The organism is Fictibacillus sp. UD (genome assembly GCF_043558025.1).
Lineage (GTDB): Bacteria > Bacillota > Bacilli > Bacillales > Fictibacillaceae > Fictibacillus.
Genome location: NZ_JARUHH010000006.1, coordinates 17,557 through 36,682, shown reverse-complemented (window position 1 = coordinate 36,682; position 19,126 = coordinate 17,557). Strand labels below are relative to the sequence as shown.

At 42.8% G+C, this 19,126-nt stretch carries 18 protein-coding genes; 5 read left to right on the top strand and 13 right to left on the bottom strand.

Annotated elements, in window-relative coordinates; all coding sequences use genetic code 11:
* Positions 1-10: 10 nt before the first annotated feature.
* The 4 genes from P8610_RS11505 to P8610_RS11490 form a co-directional block, all read right to left on the bottom strand.
* A complete protein-coding gene (locus P8610_RS11505) occupies positions 11-1,150 on the bottom strand; it encodes an acyl-CoA dehydrogenase (protein WP_394604500.1) in 1,140 nt (379 codons plus the stop codon).
* A gap of 109 nt (positions 1,151-1,259) precedes the next feature.
* Positions 1,260-2,111: a 3-hydroxybutyryl-CoA dehydrogenase gene (locus P8610_RS11500; protein ID WP_394604499.1), complete on the bottom strand. Its 852-nt coding sequence runs from the start codon at positions 2,109-2,111 to the stop codon at positions 1,260-1,262.
* A gap of 17 nt (positions 2,112-2,128) precedes the next feature.
* Complete coding sequence (locus P8610_RS11495) at positions 2,129-3,310, bottom strand: acetyl-CoA C-acetyltransferase (RefSeq protein WP_394604498.1); 1,182 nt, start codon at positions 3,308-3,310, stop codon at positions 2,129-2,131.
* Positions 3,311-3,462: 152 nt separating this feature from the next.
* A complete protein-coding gene (locus tag P8610_RS11490) occupies positions 3,463-5,595 on the bottom strand; it encodes a (Fe-S)-binding protein (RefSeq protein WP_394604497.1) in 2,133 nt (710 codons plus the stop codon).
* Positions 5,596-5,796: 201 nt separating this feature from the next.
* Here P8610_RS11490 and cls point away from each other — a divergent pair, with 201 nt between their 5' ends.
* Positions 5,797-6,981 (top strand): cardiolipin synthase, encoded by a 1,185-nt coding sequence (cls, locus tag P8610_RS11485; RefSeq protein WP_394604496.1) that lies wholly within the window; start codon positions 5,797-5,799, stop codon positions 6,979-6,981.
* Positions 6,982-7,340: 359 nt separating this feature from the next.
* Complete coding sequence (gene uvsE / locus P8610_RS11480; RefSeq protein WP_394604495.1) at positions 7,341-8,297, top strand: UV DNA damage repair endonuclease UvsE; 957 nt, start codon at positions 7,341-7,343, stop codon at positions 8,295-8,297.
* Here uvsE and P8610_RS11475 read toward each other — a convergent pair.
* From P8610_RS11475 to P8610_RS11465, 3 genes are all read right to left on the bottom strand, one after another.
* Positions 8,290-9,063 carry an alpha/beta fold hydrolase gene (locus P8610_RS11475; protein ID WP_394604494.1) on the bottom strand — a complete coding sequence of 258 codons (774 nt, stop codon included), beginning with the start codon at positions 9,061-9,063 and terminating at the stop codon, positions 8,290-8,292. The genes uvsE and P8610_RS11475 overlap by 8 nt on opposite strands.
* Positions 9,064-9,070: 7 nt before the next feature.
* Entirely contained in the window at positions 9,071-9,241 is a 171-nt protein-coding gene (locus P8610_RS11470) for a XapX domain-containing protein (protein ID WP_289494006.1), read from the bottom strand.
* An 88-nt stretch (positions 9,242-9,329) separates the two neighbouring features.
* Positions 9,330-9,896 (bottom strand): DinB family protein, encoded by a 567-nt coding sequence (locus tag P8610_RS11465; RefSeq protein ID WP_394604493.1) that lies wholly within the window; start codon positions 9,894-9,896, stop codon positions 9,330-9,332.
* A 98-nt stretch (positions 9,897-9,994) separates the two neighbouring features.
* On the opposite strand from P8610_RS11465, the gene P8610_RS11460 reads away from it, so the two are divergent.
* Positions 9,995-10,156 (top strand): hypothetical protein, encoded by a 162-nt coding sequence (locus P8610_RS11460; RefSeq protein ID WP_289494004.1) that lies wholly within the window; start codon positions 9,995-9,997, stop codon positions 10,154-10,156.
* Between the two features lie 149 nt (positions 10,157-10,305).
* On the opposite strand, the gene argS is transcribed toward P8610_RS11460, so the two are convergent.
* On the bottom strand, positions 10,306-11,976 hold the full coding sequence (argS, locus tag P8610_RS11455; protein ID WP_394604492.1) for an arginine--tRNA ligase: 1,671 nt from the start codon (positions 11,974-11,976) through the stop codon (positions 10,306-10,308).
* A complete protein-coding gene (locus P8610_RS11450; protein ID WP_394604491.1) occupies positions 11,973-12,413 on the bottom strand; it encodes a DUF1934 domain-containing protein in 441 nt (146 codons plus the stop codon). Before P8610_RS11450 ends, argS begins: the two co-directional genes overlap by 4 nt.
* A 217-nt stretch (positions 12,414-12,630) precedes the next feature.
* On the opposite strand from P8610_RS11450, the gene P8610_RS11445 reads away from it, so the two are divergent.
* Entirely contained in the window at positions 12,631-13,647 is a 1,017-nt protein-coding gene (locus tag P8610_RS11445) for an NADP-dependent oxidoreductase (RefSeq protein ID WP_394604490.1), read from the top strand.
* 239 nt (positions 13,648-13,886) lie between these two features.
* Here the strand turns inward: P8610_RS11445 and P8610_RS11440 are convergent, their stop codons facing one another.
* Positions 13,887-15,626 (bottom strand): PAS domain-containing sensor histidine kinase, encoded by a 1,740-nt coding sequence (locus P8610_RS11440; RefSeq protein WP_394604489.1) that lies wholly within the window; start codon positions 15,624-15,626, stop codon positions 13,887-13,889.
* 228 nt (positions 15,627-15,854) lie between these two features.
* Here P8610_RS11440 and P8610_RS11435 point away from each other — a divergent pair, with 228 nt between their 5' ends.
* The gene (locus tag P8610_RS11435) at positions 15,855-16,478 is read left to right on the top strand and encodes an AmiS/UreI family transporter (RefSeq protein WP_394604488.1); all 624 of its coding nucleotides are present in this window, start codon (positions 15,855-15,857) and stop codon (positions 16,476-16,478) included.
* 254 nt (positions 16,479-16,732) lie between these two features.
* Here P8610_RS11435 and speB read toward each other — a convergent pair whose 3' ends face one another.
* From speB to P8610_RS11420, 3 genes are all read right to left on the bottom strand, one after another.
* Positions 16,733-17,605, bottom strand: coding sequence for an agmatinase (speB, locus tag P8610_RS11430; RefSeq protein WP_066244630.1), 873 nt, complete (start codon positions 17,603-17,605; stop codon positions 16,733-16,735).
* A gap of 83 nt (positions 17,606-17,688) precedes the next feature.
* Positions 17,689-18,519, bottom strand: coding sequence for a polyamine aminopropyltransferase (gene speE, locus P8610_RS11425; RefSeq protein WP_289493997.1), 831 nt, complete (start codon positions 18,517-18,519; stop codon positions 17,689-17,691).
* A gap of 232 nt (positions 18,520-18,751) precedes the next feature.
* A complete protein-coding gene (locus P8610_RS11420) occupies positions 18,752-18,961 on the bottom strand; it encodes a hypothetical protein (RefSeq protein WP_394604487.1) in 210 nt (69 codons plus the stop codon).
* Positions 18,962-19,126: the final 165 nt, after the last annotated feature.

The window sequence follows — 19,126 nt, the reverse complement described above, 5'->3', positions numbered from 1 at the left end:
TCTCTCCCTTTTATCCTAGTAAATGTTTGCTTAATACCATGCGCTGAATTTCACTTGTTCCCTCATAGATCTGACACACCTTTGCGTCTCGGAACAGTCTCTCTACCGGATACTCTTTCGTATATCCGTAGCCTCCGTACACTTGCACCGCTTCGATTGCTGATTTCATCGCCGTTTCTGAAGCGAAAAGCTTTGCCATCGACGCTTCTTTTCCGCATGAAAGATTGTTTGTTTTCAGATCAGCCGCACGATAGGTTAAAAGTTTTGCCGCCTCAACTTCTGTCGCCATGTCTGCTAGTTTGAAACCTAGGCCTTGATTAGTACCGATCGGCTTGCCAAACTGCTTTCTCTCTTTAGCGTAGTTTGTGGCATATTCTAAGGCAGCCTCTGCGATTCCAAGTGACTGAGCAGCGATTCCGATCCTGCCCACATCCAGGTTGCTCATTGCAATCTTAAAGCCTTCCCCTTCTTTACCAAGCAGATTTTCAGCAGGAACGCGCGCATCTTCAAAAACGATCTCGCACGTATTTGATCCGTTCAACCCCATTTTTTTCTCTTTCTTTCCTACTGAAAAACCTGGTGTATCTTTGTCTACGATGAAGGCTGAGATTCCATAACTGCCTTTGTCAGGTTCCGTTGAAGCAAACACGATGTACACATCCGCTTCACCTGCGTTAGTAATAAATATCTTCGAGCCGTTTAAAACGTAATGATCACCTTGTTTAACAGCTCTTGTTTTTAAGCTTGCTGCATCAGAACCTGAACTCGGTTCTGTAAGTCCGAACGCCCCAAGATACTCTCCACTCGCTAACTTAGGAATGTATTTTTTCTTTTGTTCTTCATTCCCGAAATAAAGGATCGGATTTGTTCCGACACTCGTATGAACGGATAAAATCACACCGATTGTCGCACTCACCTTTGATAATTCGTTGATCGCGATGATGTAAGAGGTAAAATCCATCCCCGCTCCGCCATACTCTTCTGGAATTGGAATCCCCATCAGCCCAAGCTCTGCCATCTTCTTTATAAGATGACGCGGAAACTCTTCTGTCTCTTCCATATGTTCAATGGTAGGTGCTATCTCTTTTTGCGCAAAATCCCGTACCATCTTCTGCATCATCTTCTGTTCTTCTGTAAACACGAGGTTCATGGTCTCTCCCCATTTCCTATTTTGAATGCTGAAAAATGTTGTCTCTCTGTGAGGTGTCTCTTCCACAAAGACAAAAATGGAATTTTTGTCTTTGTGTGGGGTCAGACCCCTAAGCGTAGCTGTAGAAGCCTCTGCCTGATTTCTTACCTAACCAGCCTGCCTTCACGTACTTTCTAAGCAATGGACATGGACGGTACTTATCGTCGCCGAAGCCTTCGTGCAGTGTTTCCATAATGTAGAGGCACGTATCAAGCCCGATAAAGTCTGCTAGTGTTAGCGGTCCCATAGGATGGTTCATTCCGAGTTTCATAATTTCATCTACTGCTTCTGGTGTTGCTACTCCTTCATACACTGCGAAGATCGCTTCGTTTATCATCGGCATAAGGATGCGGTTCGAGATGAATCCTGGAAAATCGTTCACTTCAACAGGTACTTTTTGCAGCTTCTTGGATACTGACTCAATCGTTTCATACACCTCATCTGCTGTCTGAAGACCACGGATGATTTCTACAAGTTTCATAACCGGTACAGGGTTCATGAAATGCATGCCGATTACTTTTTCAGGGCGCTCTGTTGCTGCCGCGATCTCTGTGATCGGAAGGGAAGAAGTATTCGACGCTAAGACCGTATGTGCTGGCGCATATTGATCCAGCATCTTAAACAGCTGTGTTTTTACATCCATGTTTTCAATGACCGCTTCAATCACAAGGTCTGCGCTGGACGCGTTCTCTAAAGAGGTAGAAGATGTAATACGAGAAAGGATGTTTTCTTTTTCATTCTCATCCATACGTCCCTTTTCAACTGAACGATTTAAGTTTTTTTGAATGATGCCGATTCCTTTTTGTACGAATTCGTCTTTCATATCGTGCAGAACCACCGAGTATCCAGCCATCGCACTTACTTGCGCGATACCTGAACCCATTTGCCCTGCACCAATTACCATAATGTTTTGAATGCCCATGAAATGTTCCTCCTCTTTTACTTAACTTCTACTAAAATCGCGTCGCCTTGACCGCCGCCTGAACAGATCGATGCAATGCCAAGTCCGCCGCCGCGTCTTTTTAATTCGTGAATCAACGTCAGCACGATGCGCGTGCCGCTCGCCCCAATCGGGTGACCTAATGCCACTGCACCGCCGTTCACATTTACTTTTTCAAGATCTAATCCTGCAAGCTCTGCGCTTGTTAACGCAACTGCCGCAAATGCTTCATTAATTTCAAAAATATCAATTTCTTCTAATGATTTTCCCGTTTTCTTTAAAAGCTCCGTGATCACTAATCCTGGCGTCTTCGGGAAATCCTTCGCTTCCACTGCAATCGCCGTATGACCTAGAATCGTTGCCATCACTTCTTTGCCTTCTTTTTCAGCACGTTCTTCACTCATCACAACTACAGCTGCCGCGCCATCGTTCACGCCAGGCGCGTTACCTGCTGTAATCGTCCCGTCTTGAGAAAATACGGGTCTTAATTTAGCAAGAGATTCTACCGAAGTGTCCTTACGAGGCGACTCATCTTGAGAAACCACGATTGGATCCCCTTTTCGCTGAGGCACTTCTACCGAAACGATCTCTTCAGCAAATATTCCTTTTTCAATAGACTCTACAGCACGGCTATGACTGCGGTACGCCCACTCATCTTGGCGTTCGCGTGAGATCTCCATCTCTTTTGCAACGTCATTTCCGTAGATTCCCATGTGAACACCAGTAAACGTACATGTTAACCCGTCATGTACCATCAGATCTTTCACTGAGCTATCCCCCATACGAAGACCCCAGCGAGCTTTCGGTAAAATATATGGTGCATTGCTCATCGACTCCATACCGCCCGCAACGATGATCTCCTCATCACCTGCACGGATAATTTGGTCTGCTAGCGTGATCGCTCGAAGACCTGAAGCACATACTTTGTTAATCGTCTCTGTCTTCGTCTCCCAAGGTAATCCTGCTTTTTCTGCCGCTTGACGAGAAGGAATCTGACCTTGACCTCCTTGAAGTACGCAGCCCAAAATAACTTCATCAACTGATTCTGGAGCGACGTCTGCTCGTTGAAGTGCTTCTTTAATGGCGATTCCACCTAAATCTGATGCCGTAAAAGAGCTTAATCCACCGCCAAACTTCCCGACAGGCGTACGCGCACCACTAACGATTACTGATTTTGTCATGTGAAAGACCTCCTGTTTTGAATTGCTGAAGCTGAACATATTGTTAACGCTTACAAAAAGAATGACAGACAAGCCGAGCGAACGCTCAGTCGACCAAATCCCAAGCATGAAGCTGCCAGCTCATACGCGGGCAGCTTATTTACATGCTCAGACTACTGAAGAATCTCTTGTTTTTGAGATCCAAATATTGATTTTTCTAAGATTTCAACTACGTCTAACGTTTGTACTTGATCTTCTACTTCTTTCGCTTTCGTACCATCACTCAACATCGTTAAGCAGTATGGACATCCGCTTCCGATCATGGTTGGATTTACAGCAAGAGCCTGTTCTGTACGCGCAACGTTCACACGCGAGCCCGCTTTTTCTTCCATCCACATCATACCTCCACCCGCTCCACAGCACATACCGTTTTGACGGTTGCGGTCCATCTCGACCACTTTTACGCCAGGAATCGCTTTTAAAATATCGCGAGGCGGCTCGTATACTTCGTTATAGCGGCCTAGATAACAAGAATCGTGGTACGTGATCGTTTCATTCACTTCATGTTTAGGCTGAATTCTTCCTTCCTTGATCCATTCCGCTAAAAGTTCTGTATGATGATAGACTTCCGCTTTTAGACCAAACTCCGGATATTCATTTTTAAACGTGTTGTACGCATGCGGGTCGATCGTGATGATCTTCTTCACATCGTGCTTCTCAAACAGTTCGATGTTCGCGTTCGCCATCTCTTGGAATAAAAACTCGTTCCCAAGACGACGAGGTGTGTCACCAGAGTTTTTCTCTTTGTTTCCTAAGATTGCAAACGTGATGCCCGCTTCGTTCATGATCTTCGCAAGAGAAAGGGCAATTTTTTGTGAGCGGTTATCATAAGCACCCATCGAACTTACCCAGAAAAGGTACTCGAACTCTTCACCTGCTTTTTCCTTCTCTTTCACAGTAGGAATCACGATATCTTCTTTCAGTTCACGCCAGTTTTCGCGTTCTTTTTTCGAGATCCCCCAAGGGTTTCCTTGCTTTTCGATATTCTTAATCGCACGCTGCGCTTCAGCATCCATCTTACCTTCTGTTAAAACAAGGTAACGGCGCATGTCGATAATTTTATCTACGTGTTCGTTCATTACAGGACACTGATCTTCACAGTTTCGGCAAGTTGTACAAGCCCAGATCTCTTCTTCTGTCATAACTTCACCGATCATTTCCACATCATAAGCTAGGGCAGATGATCCGTCTGTTGTTGCCGCTGTTTCTTCAGCGCCTTTGCCTCTCGCTTCAAATGCGATCTGGTTGCCTGTTGTGTTCGAGAAAGCAAATGCTGGCATCCAAGGTGTGCGGGATGTAACAGCAGCACCTTTGACCGTCAGATGGTCACGAAGTTTAACGATCATGTCCATCGGTGAAAGCATCTTACCTGTACCCGTTGCTGGACAAACATTTGTACAGCGGCCACATTCTACACAAGCGTAGAGATCAACGAGCTGTTTTTGGTTGAAGTCTTCAATCTTATTTACGCCGAAAACTTCTTGCGTTTCATCTTCAAAGTTAATAGAAGAAAGCTTTCCTACTTTATCTTTGCGGCCAAGCCAAACGTTCAGCGGGCCTGCGATCAAGTGAGCATGCTTCGATTGAGGCACGTACACTAAGAATGTTAATAAGAACAATAAATGAATCCACCAAGAGGTAAAGAAAACGACTGCAGCACCGGTTTTACCTAGGAAACCGAGAGCCATTGCGATACCTGACGCGATCGGAGCCGTCCATTCATAAGGCAAGTCATGCCAGATGATTTCTGCTCCATTTCCTACTAGTACTGATAGCATCAAGCCGCCGATGAACAGAAGCACTAATCCTGACTTAAAGCCTCTCTTCAGACGCACAAGCTTTTCAACATATCTTCTATAAAAAGCCCATACTACTGCAACCATGATCATCGTTGTTACGATTTCTTGGAAAAACGTGAACCCTGGATATAGCGGACCGAGCGGCAGATGAGACCCAGGTGCGAGCCCTTTCCAAATAAAATCGATCGCTCCGAACTGGACAAGAATAAATCCGTAAAAAAACATAATGTGGATAATTCCGCTTTTTTTATCTTTCAACAGCTTCTTTTGACCAAAAACGTTGACTAAGACTGCTTTGATTCTTTCTTGTACCGTGTTATCGAACTCCACTTTCTTACCGAGTTTGATAAACTCATACCTTGTCTTTACCACATAAGCAAACAAAAACAATGCGTAAGCGGTTACAAAAAGAAATGCAAGCCAGTTTGCTACCATTAAGCCGTTCATCACTTTCTCTCCCTTCCACTCCTGCTATTCCCTAATTCTTTCTCTTTTAATAATTCTAAATGAAATTAATTTTCTGACATCATTATATCATAAAAAATAAATGAATGAGCATTCAGTCAACATCTCATCAAAATTTTTTTTAGTCGTTTTAAATGGCAAGGGCATACTAAATAAAAGTTTTGGCAGAAGGAGGAGATGAACGTGTGGATCGTTTTAGTGATTGCTATCGTGGGGATTTTAGCGTGGATTGATTTTTATTTAGGACATCAACAAACAGTTAAAAAGGAAGAGCCTCCCGTAACAACAAAAGGAAGCATGCAGTTTCTATCGACTGGCTCACATTTTTTCGATGAGCTGTTTCAAGATATCGATAAATCCTCTCATTCCATATACATACAGTTTTACATTTTACGTGATGATGAACTTGGCAATGATTTGTGTACAAGATTGATTTCAAAAGCAAAAGAAGGCGTAGAAGTCAGGCTGCTTCTCGATTATATAGGAAGTTATAGAGTAAAAAAGAAGACCATTCAAAATTTGAAGAATGCGGGAGTTCATTTTGAATACAGCAACAAACCACAGTTTCCTTATCTTTTATATCGCATCAACCACCGAAATCATCGGAAGATCACCATCATAGATGACAAGATCGGATATATCGGTGGATATAACATAGGTAATGAATACATTGGCAGAATCACAAGGTTTGGGGATTGGCGGGATTATCATTTAAAATTAAGAGGTCCAGCTGTACATGAACTGCAGCTTTTGTTCATTGATGATTGGAATGGATCGACGAATGATAAGATGACCAGTAAGAATGGGCTTGCAACTGATGAAGAACACGGCAAAGAGATCTTGCTTCTTCCCTCTAAAGGCGATGCAGCCTATCGTTTCTTTTATGAAAAAATAAAACGTTCCGAAAAAAACATCTTTATAGGTTCACCGTACTTTATTCCGGGTAAAAAGATGAACAAGGAACTTCTGTCTGCAATTGATCGGGGTGTAAATGTCAAGCTGCTCGTCCCTATGACTCCTGACCACCCATTTGTACAAGAAGCGTCTTATCGTTTTGTCATACCGCTTTTAGAAGCTGGAGCAGAAATCTATCAGTTCCATGAAGGATTTTATCATTCAAAAGTATTAATGTTTGATGAATCGATCTGTGATATCGGAACCGCCAACTTTGATCTGCGCAGCTTTTTTTATAACGACGAGATCAATTGTATCTTTACTGACAAAACAGAAATTCAAGCCGTCAAAAAAGTGATCGAATCGGATCTCGCTCGTTCCGAGAAGCTGACACTCGAACGGCTTCAAAAGACTAGAACAGCCAAAGTGCGTGTAAAAGAAGTGATTGGGTTTATACTTTCGCCTTTTTTATAAAGCTAAAACTTTGTTGCTCTTGAGAGTAGTTGATTTCCATTTCAGGTGCTCGCTTTCCGCGGGGCAGGCGGTGAGCCCCTTGCCGCTTTGCGCCTTTAAGGGTCTCACCTGACCGCTTGTCCCGCAGGAGTCTCGCACCTTACACTCCAATCAACAAGCATAGAAGACAAAATTTGAGAGCAACATTCTTTTAGAAAAGAGCCTTTATAAATAAACTTTCTTTAATGCTTTTGAAAGATAGTGATATCCGTTTCAGGACGTCAGCGGTACACTCTTGCACTTCTATCAAACAAAGCATAAAACACCTCTTAGCAGCAGTTTTTTCAACTCACCATAACAATAAAAACAGGGGGCCAAACATGTTAACATCTTTTGGTTTTGTATCAACGGCTCTCAACTTATATGAGGCCTCACCTGCAAAAACGATGACATATGCAACGTATCAGAAACGCGAAGAAAAAGAACGTACGGCACAATTGCTTGCCATCACAAAAAACAATTTAGAGCGGACCCTTCGTGTGCTCCATTATTGCATTGCACACGAACTTCCGTTATATCGGATGTCCTCTTCCATCGTCCCTTTAGCTACACACCCTGAAGCCGCTTGGGATTTCTTGCAGAAAACAAAAAAAGAGTGCAAAGAGATTGAGAAGCTCGTGAAGAAGTACAATATTCGAACGAGCATGCATCCGAACCAATACACCCTTTTTACGAGTCCGCGGCCGGAAGTAACAGTTAATGCGGTAAAAGACATGCAGTATCATTATGACCTACTTAAAGGAATGGGCATTGAGGACCGCAGCTATATCAATATCCATATTGGCGGCGCTTATGGAGATAAATCTTCCGCATTAGAACGTTTTTATGAAAATATTAAAATGCTTCCCGCTGATGTTAAAGCTAGGATGACACTTGAGAACGACGACAAAACCTTTACAACGAAAGAGACGCTGGAGGTATGTGAAAATGAAGGCATCCCATTCATGTTTGATTATCATCATTATAAAGCGAACCCTGATGACGATGGTGCGCTCGAGGAACTTCTTCCGCGGTTTGTTGCCACTTGGAAAAATACGGGCAGACCGCCTAAGGTTCACCTCTCATCACCGAAAGACGAAAAAGCGTACAGAAGCCACCACGATTATGTGAGCCTAGACTACGTGCTTCCGTTTTTTAAGATGATGTCTGATTTTACAGATGAGCTTGATGTGATGATTGAAGCTAAACAAAAAGACCGCGCCGTTCTTCAGCTCGTTGATGAGCTTGAAAAAGTACGCGGTTTTAAAAGGATGAGCGGCGGGACGATTCTTATGTAGAACCCGTTATAAAACGCTGAACCTCAGCATTAAAGCTTTTATAATGCTTGATCGGCAGCTGATGCAGAGCTTTGTTCAATATGACGAACTTAGCCCTTGGATGTACATTTTTTGTATAGATCCTTCTATAAGGATGCATATATTCCGCTCGGTCACCGTACAGAAACAATAATGGAAACGACCATTCTTTTAACTGATCTGTGCAATTAAACATAAAGCTTTCCCTGTAAAATCGTTCACACGTTTTCGGATCTGATTGTTTATGATACGCCAGCATCTCTTTTCGATCCTGCTGCGAATTTGAATGTGTGCCGACAAGTATCTGATTCAATAGGGCTGGTGCATTTTTTGCCAGCCTTATTCCTGTTTGAAACTGCTTTTTAAGTGCAAAAGTGGAAACTTGAGAAAAGCCCCCGCTTAATATAAGACCCTTTGTCCGATGTGGATACTTTTGTACAAAAGCCTGTGCGATCGAGCCTCCTGCAGAATAACCACAAATATACGCCTCGTCAATTAACAGATGGTCCAGAAGATTTGCCACATCATCAGCTAGATCCCATATTGTAAACGACTCTGGGTCTTTAACAGATGACCTGCCATGGCCCCGAACATCTGGAAATATGGTTTGGCAGTATTGTGATAGCTCTTTTTGATACTTGAACACGAGATGGCTCATACCCGACGGATGTAAAAATACGAGTGGAGCACCCGTCCCTAACTTTTCATAGTAGATTTGAAACTCAGAGGTCAGTCCGGCTAATGCCATGTTATCCTCACTTTAAAAACGTTCCTGCCATCCAAATGTACACTTGATAGCCTAAATAAATGCCAACGATTCCCATGATTCCGGGTAATGCGGGCGGCGCTGGAATTGGTAACTTTAACAGGGCAAAAACAAAGCCTACGAGGGCGCCTGTTATCAATGATAATAAGATCAACTTCATGTATGTACCCCCTCATTCAAACGAGTTTCCAAACCTATCTATTATTAATATGGCACGTTCTTACTACAATATCCCTATTTCATTGCAATTAAGCTTGAGTGGTGGTGGAGGCGTTCGCTCGTTCATACTGCTTTTTAATGATTCGGATCTGGCCGCGGTGATTGATCTCGTCTTCAAAAACATGAAACCACTTAAAATAGTTGTTGCCAAGCTCATTATTCCACCACGGTGTCGTTTCGTAGAGCCACGAATCTGGCAGCTTCTGAAAATTCTTCAGTGTAATTTCACGGGTCTTCTTTAAGTCTTCTAAATAAAATTCCGCTGTATTCCCATTGATGATTGTCCCCGCTTCGCCTAAATCGAGTGCGGGCTGAAGAGTTTCTGCATAACGATCGATCTCTTCATCTGGCAGGTCCTTTCCATCCATCGTTAAAAATTGATAGATCTTCTCCACCGCTACAAAATGAGCGAGCAGCATACCGATCGAATTGCCCGTTCCGTTGATTCTAAAGTCGAGTTCTTCCACAGATAAATTTTCCACTTCCCAAATCGTCGTTTCCCTCGCGTAGTTCATCATCGAGATCAAGTTAGAAAACTCCTTCGAATACCCTTCGATCTGTCCGATGACGAAAGGGCTTTTGTTGGATGTTGTCATTTTGTGTAACCTCCTGAGCAATAATGTGCTTTATTAGAATTCAAGAAAATCTGGAAAATTCCTCTTGGCTTTAAAGGTTTCTGATGGATGTAGTGAGCTTGCAGACTTTTGACATGGAAGTTGGAGTAGTAGTCGAAGCGATCCTAACCTCTAGATTTGTCTTCTCTTCTCAGACTCTTTCTATCATCATCGTTAGCATGTTGATTGGAGCGCAAGGTGCGAGACTCCTACGGGACGAGCGGTCAGGTGGAGACTCCTAAAGGCGCAAAGCGGCAGGAGGCTCACCGTACGCCCCGTGGAAAGCGAGCAACCTGGAGCGGAAATCAACTACTTTCAAGAACAACAATGTATGTACGAAAACAGATAAAAAAACCTGTCCGCAGACAGGTTTTCCCATTGTATCTCTCTATTACATACGCTCTGGCGCTTCTACGCCCACGATGTTCAGTGCATTCTCAATCGTCACTTGAGTTGCTTTCATCAAAGCAAAACGCGCTTGTGATTTTACTTTATTTTCAGCATCCAGTACACGCTCAGCGTTATAGAAGCTATGAAGAGCAGATGCTAGCTCAAATACATAGTTCGTCACGCGGTGTGTGAGAAGTTTTTCAGCCGCTTCATTAATAACGGCTGGGAATTCCCCGATCTTTTTCAACAGTTCAAACTCTTTTTCAGAATCGATCTGCTTTAAATCCAAGTCCCCGTCATAAGAAAGCCCCATCTCTTCTCCTTGACGAAGCATGCTGCATACGCGTGCGTGTGCGTATTGTACATAGTATACAGGATTTTCGTTTGATTTGGAAACGGCTAAGTCCATATCAAAATCAAGGTGAGTATCATTCGAACGCATTGCAAAGAAATAACGAGTTGCGTCGATGCCCACTTCTTCCATCAGTTCACGAAGCGTAACAGCTTTACCTGTACGCTTACTCATACGAACTTTTTCTCCGTTTTGGAAAAGAGAAACAAGCTGAATAATCATGACATCAAGCTGTTCTTTATCATAACCGAGCGCTTGAATCGCTGCTTTCATTCGAGGAATATAACCGTGGTGGTCCGCTCCCCAAATATTGATCAGCTTTTCAAAGCCACGCTCAAACTTGTCGTTATGATATGCGATATCTGGCGTTAAGTACGTGTAAGATCCGTCATTTTTGATGAGTACACGGTTCTTGTCATCATCGTAGTCTGTTGTACGGAACCATGTTGCTCCTTCTTCTTCGTAAACAACACCTTTAGCTTTTAACTTTTCTAGAGCTGCATCAATTTTCCCGTTTTGATAAAGAGAAGTTTCAGAGAACCACACATCAAAATCTACACGGAATTCAGCAAGATCTGCTTTTAATTTTTCAAGCTCTCGTGTAAGACCGTATTCACGGAAAAAGCTTACGCGTTCTGTTTCATCTTTATCCAGCCAAGAATCGCCGTACTCTTCAGCTAAATCTTTACCAAACTCAATGATATCAGCTCCGTGATAACCATCTTCAGGCATCTCTTTATCTTTGCCTAGCGCTTGGAAATAACGAGCTTCGATCGACGTAGCTAAGTTGTTGATCTGGTTTCCGGCATCATTGATATAGAACTCACGGGAAACGTTATATCCTGCATAATCCAGGATATTACAGATCGTGTCACCAACAGCCGCACCACGGGCATGTCCTAAGTGAAGTGTTCCTGTCGGGTTCGCTGAAACGAACTCGACTTGAACTTTTTTACCCCCGCCATGCTCAGTACGTCCATAATCCTTGCCCGCTTTTAAAACAGTCGGTACTAGCTCTGTTAAGTAAGAGTTGTCCATATAAAAGTTGATAAATCCAGGGCCTGCGATTTCAACCTTTGCGATAGACGCTTTACTTTTATCAAAGTTCGCCACTAATTCGTCAGCGATCATACGAGGTGCTTTTTTTGCGATACGCGCTAGCTGCATCGCCATGTTCGTCGCAAAATCACCATTTGCTTTATCTTTAGGTACCTCAAGAACGATTGATGGCAGTTCTTCTTTTTTAGCTAGCCCTGCTTTTACGACCGCTTCTTCAATCTCTTCTTTTAACAGATGCTTGACCTGGTCAAGGATATTCATGCTTTTGCCTCCTGAAAATTAATCTTGATTCGATGTGTTCCTGTATGTTCACCCTGCAGAACCAGCTCGTACGCGAGCTTCAGATCACCCGTCTGATTTTGCTGATTCCATCGGAAATTCATTTCATGTGTGGTCGTTTCCATCCAAAGCTGGCCATAGGGGCTGTCGTACATGCCTTTTGTAGTCTGGCCGATTAAATATTTCTGTTTCATAGATACACTGCCTGAGCGGATAATCAGAATTCCAGCGTGCGTAATCTTAATCACATTATTGACAGAACCTGCACCTTCTATCTCTTCCTTGTATTGAAGATATGTGACGTCCCCTCTTTTATAAAGCTTACCTTCAGTCTCGGTGTAATGCTTTTCTTTTTCACCGCTAAAATGGACTTCTGAACTTATCGTAAGCGCAACAGACAATTCCGTATCTTGATCCATGCGAACAACACTTCCTTTTTTGGTGTACCTCTTTAACTTACCTATTATAAAAGATTTCAATGCCTCGCTTCAACCTTATGGGTGTCTTTTTGAAAAAACGTTTGTTTAATAGGTAAAATTAGCCTAAAAATACGTTTCTGTGAGTGGATGATTTGGAAAGAGGCACGATAATGACGTATCATACATTCGAGAAGATGATTTATAGATGAGGAGGATTATGATGAAAAACGAAAAAATCTTACTGGTGAACCGTCCAAAAGGAACTCCGCAAAAAAGCGACTTCCGTTATGAGGAGGCTGCCATTCCTGCGTTAGAAAATGATCAGGTGCTTCTGAAGACGATCTACCTTTCCGTGGATCCTTACATGAGGGGGCGCATGAGTGACCGTAAGTCTTACGTACCTCCTTTTGCGTTAAATGAACCGATCTCTGGAGGCGTTGTCGGACAAGTTGTAGAATCTCGTTCTGGGGAATTAGCTGAAGGTGATTTTGTAATTGGAAACCTAGGCTGGCAAAAATACAATGTCGCGAGCGATGCTGAAGTACGAAAGCTTGATCCTTCTATTGCGCCACTAACTGCAAACCTTGGTGTTCTTGGAATGACAGGTTTAACCGCATATTTCGGATTGCTTGATATCGGAAATCCGCAAGAAGGTGAAACTGTTGTTGTAAGTGGTGCCGCTGGTGCCGTTGGAACAATCGTTGGCCAGATCGCCAAGATTAAAGGTGCGCGTGTAGTCGGAATCGCTGGTTCAGACGAAAAAATTTCTTATTTGAAAGATGAATTAGGCTTTGACGCAGCAATCAATTATAAGACCGAGAACGTATATAAAGCGTTAAAAGCTGCATGCCCTGATGGCGTTGATGTATATTTTGATAACGTCGGCGGCGAGATCTCTGACAGCGTCCTGGCTTTGATCAACAAAGGTGCACGCATCCCAGTCTGCGGACAGATTGCCCTTTATAATCTCGAAAAAGCCGATGTTGGCCCACGCATGCAAAGTCAGCTTCTGATCAACAGCGCATTAATGAAAGGCTTTATCGTGAGCGACTATGCAGCTCATTTTGAGGAAGGCGCGATCGAACTTGCGAAATGGCTAAAAGAAGGCAAACTTTCTTACAGTGAAAACATCGTGGACGGCTTCGAAAACACGATTGATGCGTTCTTAGGACTGTTTTCTGGTGAAAACACAGGAAAACAGCTCGTAAAAGTGGCTGATCCAGAAAATCTATAATTAATCGTTATGTTGAAGGCTGTTGCCAACCTGAAAAAGGGCTTGGCAACAGTCTTTTTATGAGGGCGCAGATAGTGAATCCTAAAATTTTGGGGGTGAATCCACAAAAAACAGCTCCCAATCCACAAATATCGGGCCTAAATCCAGAAGTTTGTAGAGTTTATCCCCGAGTCGACACTCTCCGACAATTTTCACCCTATCTCTTCTATTCCTGCTCTTACTCCCGCACACTCACGCCCTTATACAGGCAATATCAGACTCACCGTCGTTCCTCTGCCTTCCTCACTGTAAAACTTAAGCTCGCCTTTATGCTCTTTCATAATTTTTGAACTTACCATCAATCCTAGGCCTGTTCCTTTTTCTTTCGTGGTGTAAAAGGGTTCGCCGAGTCTTGCCAGGCGGTCTGACGAAATGCCGCATCCTTGGTCTTTTACAATCAAATGAACGAGATCGTCTTCTCTTTTTCCTTCAATAGAAATGGTTCCGCCGATGCTCATAGCGTCCATCGCATTTTTAATCACATTGATCAACACTTGCTTCAGCTCATTTTCCTCAGCTGTAATAAGCGGAAGACTCTCACACAACACACTTTCAATCTCTATATTCTGTTTAAGTGCTTCAGGTTGAAGAAGTGTTTCTACGAACTCCACGAGCTCTGGCAGTGATGTTTTTTTGTAAGTCTTCGCTTGAGGTTTAGCCAGCAATAACAGCTGCCCCATGATTTGATCGATACGGTTCAATTCTTTAAACATGATGTTGTAGTAGTTCGCAGTCTCGATTTGTTCACACTCTTGAAGAAGCTGAACGAATCCTTTTAAAGAAGTTAACGGATTTCTGATTTCATGCGCTACTGATGCAGCAAGCTGTCCAACAATCGATAGTTTGTCGGATTGGCGAAGCATGTCTTCAGATTTTTTACGTTCCGAAATATCACGGGTAACGCCAATGATTTCAACCACTTTACCTGAATCATCCGCGATGCTCTTACAAGACGTTTCAAGCCAGACGTAATGTCCGTCTTTATGCTGCAGCCTGAATTGGACAGTTGCCGTGCATGGCCCTTCCATCAATTGCTCGTGACCTTTCCATGCCGCTTCCTCATCATCGGGATGAAGCAGCCAATAGCCGGTATTTCCGATCAGCTCTTCCTGCTTTCTCCCAAGCAGAATCTCACAGGCAGGAGACACGTATGTATATGTTCCGTCCATCGTGTGGGTCGTAATCATGTCCATCGCGTTTTCAGCAAGCAGTCTGTATCTTGCTTCACTCTCTTCTAAAAGCATTCGGGACTCAATCTTTTCCGTTACCTCTCGACCGAAGACAAGCAAGTTTTTACGCGAACCATCTGGATGAAAAACAGGAATTTTGTATACGTCAAAAAAACGTGTGCTGCCATCACGTGCAGGCACATATTCTTCACATCGCACGATTTCTTTTGCCTGCCACACTTGTTCATCTGTCTCGATGCAGTATTGGAATACATCACGAAAAAATGGAGCGATCTCTGCCAGATCAGCATCATTTTTTCCGGTAAAATCAAAGCCAGTCAGTTCAAATAATTCACCTACAAATTCGTTCGCAAACACAAAACGTCCGTCCCCATCTTTTATGCCAATAAAATCCGGAACGATGTTCATTAAGGTCTTCATAAGAGGCTCTTGGCACGAATGAACGACAGCGGGCTGTTCATTCAAGATATAATATCGAAAAAAATCGCCATGAAGCGGCAATAGACCTTCGTTAATTTTAACCGCTATAAAACCGTTAGCAGCAAGAATTGTTCCATCTTCACCATTGAAATGACGTAAAAGAACCTCATCAACAGATTTTCCTGATTCAAAGTCTGTTTGTTCTGTGAGATTCAAATAGTGCTGATTCACAGCCGATATCTCACCATTTGCCGCTACAAGTATTACCGATTCAGAAAGCTGATCGATGAAATTTTGCATATGCTTCATCTCGTTTGAAATCGCTGTCATTATATTCGTCCCTCCTTTATCCACCTAATTCTCTATTGTAACTATAGCAAAAAAGACTTAACGATATAACAAATTTCGACAATTTTGACCCAAATCTGTTTAAGACAGTTCCAAACTACTATTTTTCTTTAAGTTTCCATTGCTTTACACTTAAGAATTTACTATATTTGATAAATGTAAGAGGTCAGACCTCTAAAAGAAATTTATAAAAAGTAATGAGGGAATAAAATGGGTGCTATAGGATTACTGTTTTCGGGTGGAGCTTTATTCTTAAACAGCTTGATGCTGCTCGGAAAAGCAGAGGAAAAAAGTGTCGCGTTTTTTAATATATTAGTCGGCTTATTGCAAGTGATCACTCCGATCTATCTGATCATTACATCTGATGGATCGAACTGGTCGATGTTTAATAACGGTGCCGTCTTCTTGTTTGGATTCACCTACCTCTATTTAGGGGTGACCATTTTAAAAGGCTTTGATGCGAGCGGCCTTGGATGGTACTCGTTATGGGTTGCGATGATGGCAATCGTTTACGCACTCGTTTTTTATGTTCAGGAAAACGACGTCGTTAACGCACTGACTTGGGTATTGTGGGCGTTTCTATGGTTTTTGTTCTTTTTGTCGTCCGCACTTAAGAAGCCTTACGAAGCGTACATCGGAAGAGTCGCTTTCGTTCAATCATGGGTGACGTTAACACTACCTTCCCTGTTCATGCTGCTCGACATGTGGCAGATCGCAAAGCTTCAAGAAATCTGGACATATGTATGTGTCGGATCATTGGTTTATTTTGCAATTGAAGCTGTATTGTTCGCAAAATCCGTAAAAAAAGAAAAGTTAGTAGAAAAATTAGCTTAGTTGATGGCCGGTCTCGATAGTGCGAGGCCGGTTTTCTTATTGGGCTTTAATGAAGCGGTGAACCCCAATTAAGTCGTTTTCATGTTGAATTGGGTCTAATTGAAGGTTAATTAAGTCTTAATAGAAAAAATTAAGTCTAAATCAGCAAATAAAGGCCATTCGACACCGCTCGGCACACTCACATCCACTCTCCCGGCCAATTAAAAAGCCCCTGTTCATCAGCAAATCGCTGACATACAGGGGCTTTTCTTCAATTATTTTACCCAGCCAAGTAAAATTTCACGTAGGAACTTGCTTGCTGCGATTGGCGTTTGTTCTGAGTGATCATAGATTGGCGCTACTTCTACTAAATCTGCACCAATCACGTTGATGTCAGCTTTTGCGATCAACTGAATCGCTTCAAGAAGCTCTTTGGAAGTGATTCCGCCCGCTTCTGCAGTTCCTGTTCCAGGAGCTGCAGATGGATCAAGCACATCGATATCGATCGTAACGTAAACGTTGCGTCCCTTTAATGTTGGAAGAACTTCTTTTAGAGGTTCAGCCACATCGAACTTGTACATGTGCATGCCGCTTGTTTTTGCGAATTCGAACTCTTCACGCATACCAGAACGGATACCGAAAGAATAAACGTTTTCAGCTCCGATCAAATCACACACTTTACGGATCGGTGTTGAGTGGGAAAGAACTTCACCTTCATATTGCTCGCGAAGGTCAGCGTGAGCATCAATGTGAATTACCACATAGTCATCATATTTTTGTTTTAATGCTTTAAATACAGGCCAAGTTACAAGATGCTCTCCACCCATTCCAAGCGGGAACTTGTTGTCAGCGAGTAGCGTTGAAACATACTCTTCAATCATATCTAGTGAACGCTGCGGATTACCAAAAGGCAATGGAATATCTCCAGCATCAAAATAGTTCACTTCTTCAAGATGCTTGTCCATGTATGGGCTGTACTCTTCAAGGCCAAGTGACGCCTCACGAATACGAGCAGGGCCGAAACGGCTTCCTGGTCGGAATGAAACCGTCCAATCCATCGGCATTCCGTAAAGAACAGCATCAGCAGTCTTATAATCAGGCTTGCTTAAAATAAATACATTTCCAGAATAAGCTTCATCAAAACGCATAAGTTTTACACTCCTTATGTAAAATACGGGACCGTCCCGAAAGCAAGATCACACTCACTTTTGACGGCCCCTATTTTTAATATTTATTTTTTAATCAAGTCACTAACAAACTTCGGCAGCGCGAACGCAGCTGTGTGAAGCTGTGGTGTCCAATATTTCGTTTCGATATCGTGGAAACGATCAGCAGGAACTTCTAATGGATCGTGTTTCTTAGATCCAATCGTGAACGTCCAAAGTCCGCTTGGGTAAGTTGGGATGTTCGCTGTGTAAAGACGAGTGATCGGGAAGATCTCGCTAACGTCACTGAACACTTGAGAGATCAACTCAGGCGTGAACCAAGGGTTGTCTGTTTGTGCAACAAAGATACCGTCTTCTTTAAGTGCTTTTGAGATTCCTTCATAGAAACCTTTTTCAAAAAGCTTAGCAGCTGGTCCAACTGGCTCAGTGGAATCAACCATGATTACATCGTACTGATTCTCGCTTGTCGCGATGTGCATGAATCCGTCATCTACTTTTACTTCAACACGCGGGTCCTCTAAGTCACCAGCGATTTCAGGCAAATATTGTTTAGAGTACTCAATTACTTTTCCGTCGATCTCAACAAGTACTGCCTTTTCAACAGATGGGTGCTTCAGCACTTCACGGATTACTCCGCCGTCTCCTCCACCTACAACTAGAACGTGCTTCGGGTTAGGGTGCGTGAAAAGAGGTACGTGCGCTACCATCTCGTGGTAAACGAACTCGTCTTTTTGCGTTGTCATTACCATGCCATCAAGGATTAGCATGTTTCCGAATTCTTCTGTTTCTACCATATCCAGCTTTTGAAATTCTGTTTGCTCAGATACGTACGTTTTGTTAATTTTCATTGTAATTCCGAAATTTTCCGTTTGTTTTTCAGTAAACCAAATACTCATGTTGGTCTCACTCCTACTATATATTTTGAAATGCCAGGCATCGTTGTTTCAACTTTTTACAAACAAAATGATTATAGCATTCCAGGACCTAAGATTCCAATTCAATTTTTGTAAGAATGTGCGCCAAATCTAAATAGCCGCTTCTTTTCCATACCACATTACTGTTTCCCTAATCTTTCATTATTAAAATAGGACAAATACCCCGTTTCTTTTGGCAGACTATTCTGATTAATTAAGTGGTATAATGAAGATAGCGTTCAGAATGACAGACGGTCGGCGCATTCCCTTTTTTAAACTGAAGCTGGACATCTAGCTGATTTTGCAGCTTACAGTTAAGGGGGGTGATGCCTCTGACGATCTTTGAGGCGTTGATGTTTGCGGTCGCATTTAGCTCGCTTATCGTTACTGTCCTTACGTCTAAAAATAAATAGGCCTCTGTCACACGTGTAAAAGCACCCGGGTTTTCGTTCCAGAAAAACCGGCCTCGCTTTACCGGCTCGTGTGTCCCTTCTGGCGCCCAACTCGTCCGTGTCTAGCACGGACGAGTTCTTTTTAGTGAAGTTTCTAAAAAAACGGATATTAAGGAACAAAACTTGTTTAAAGTAAT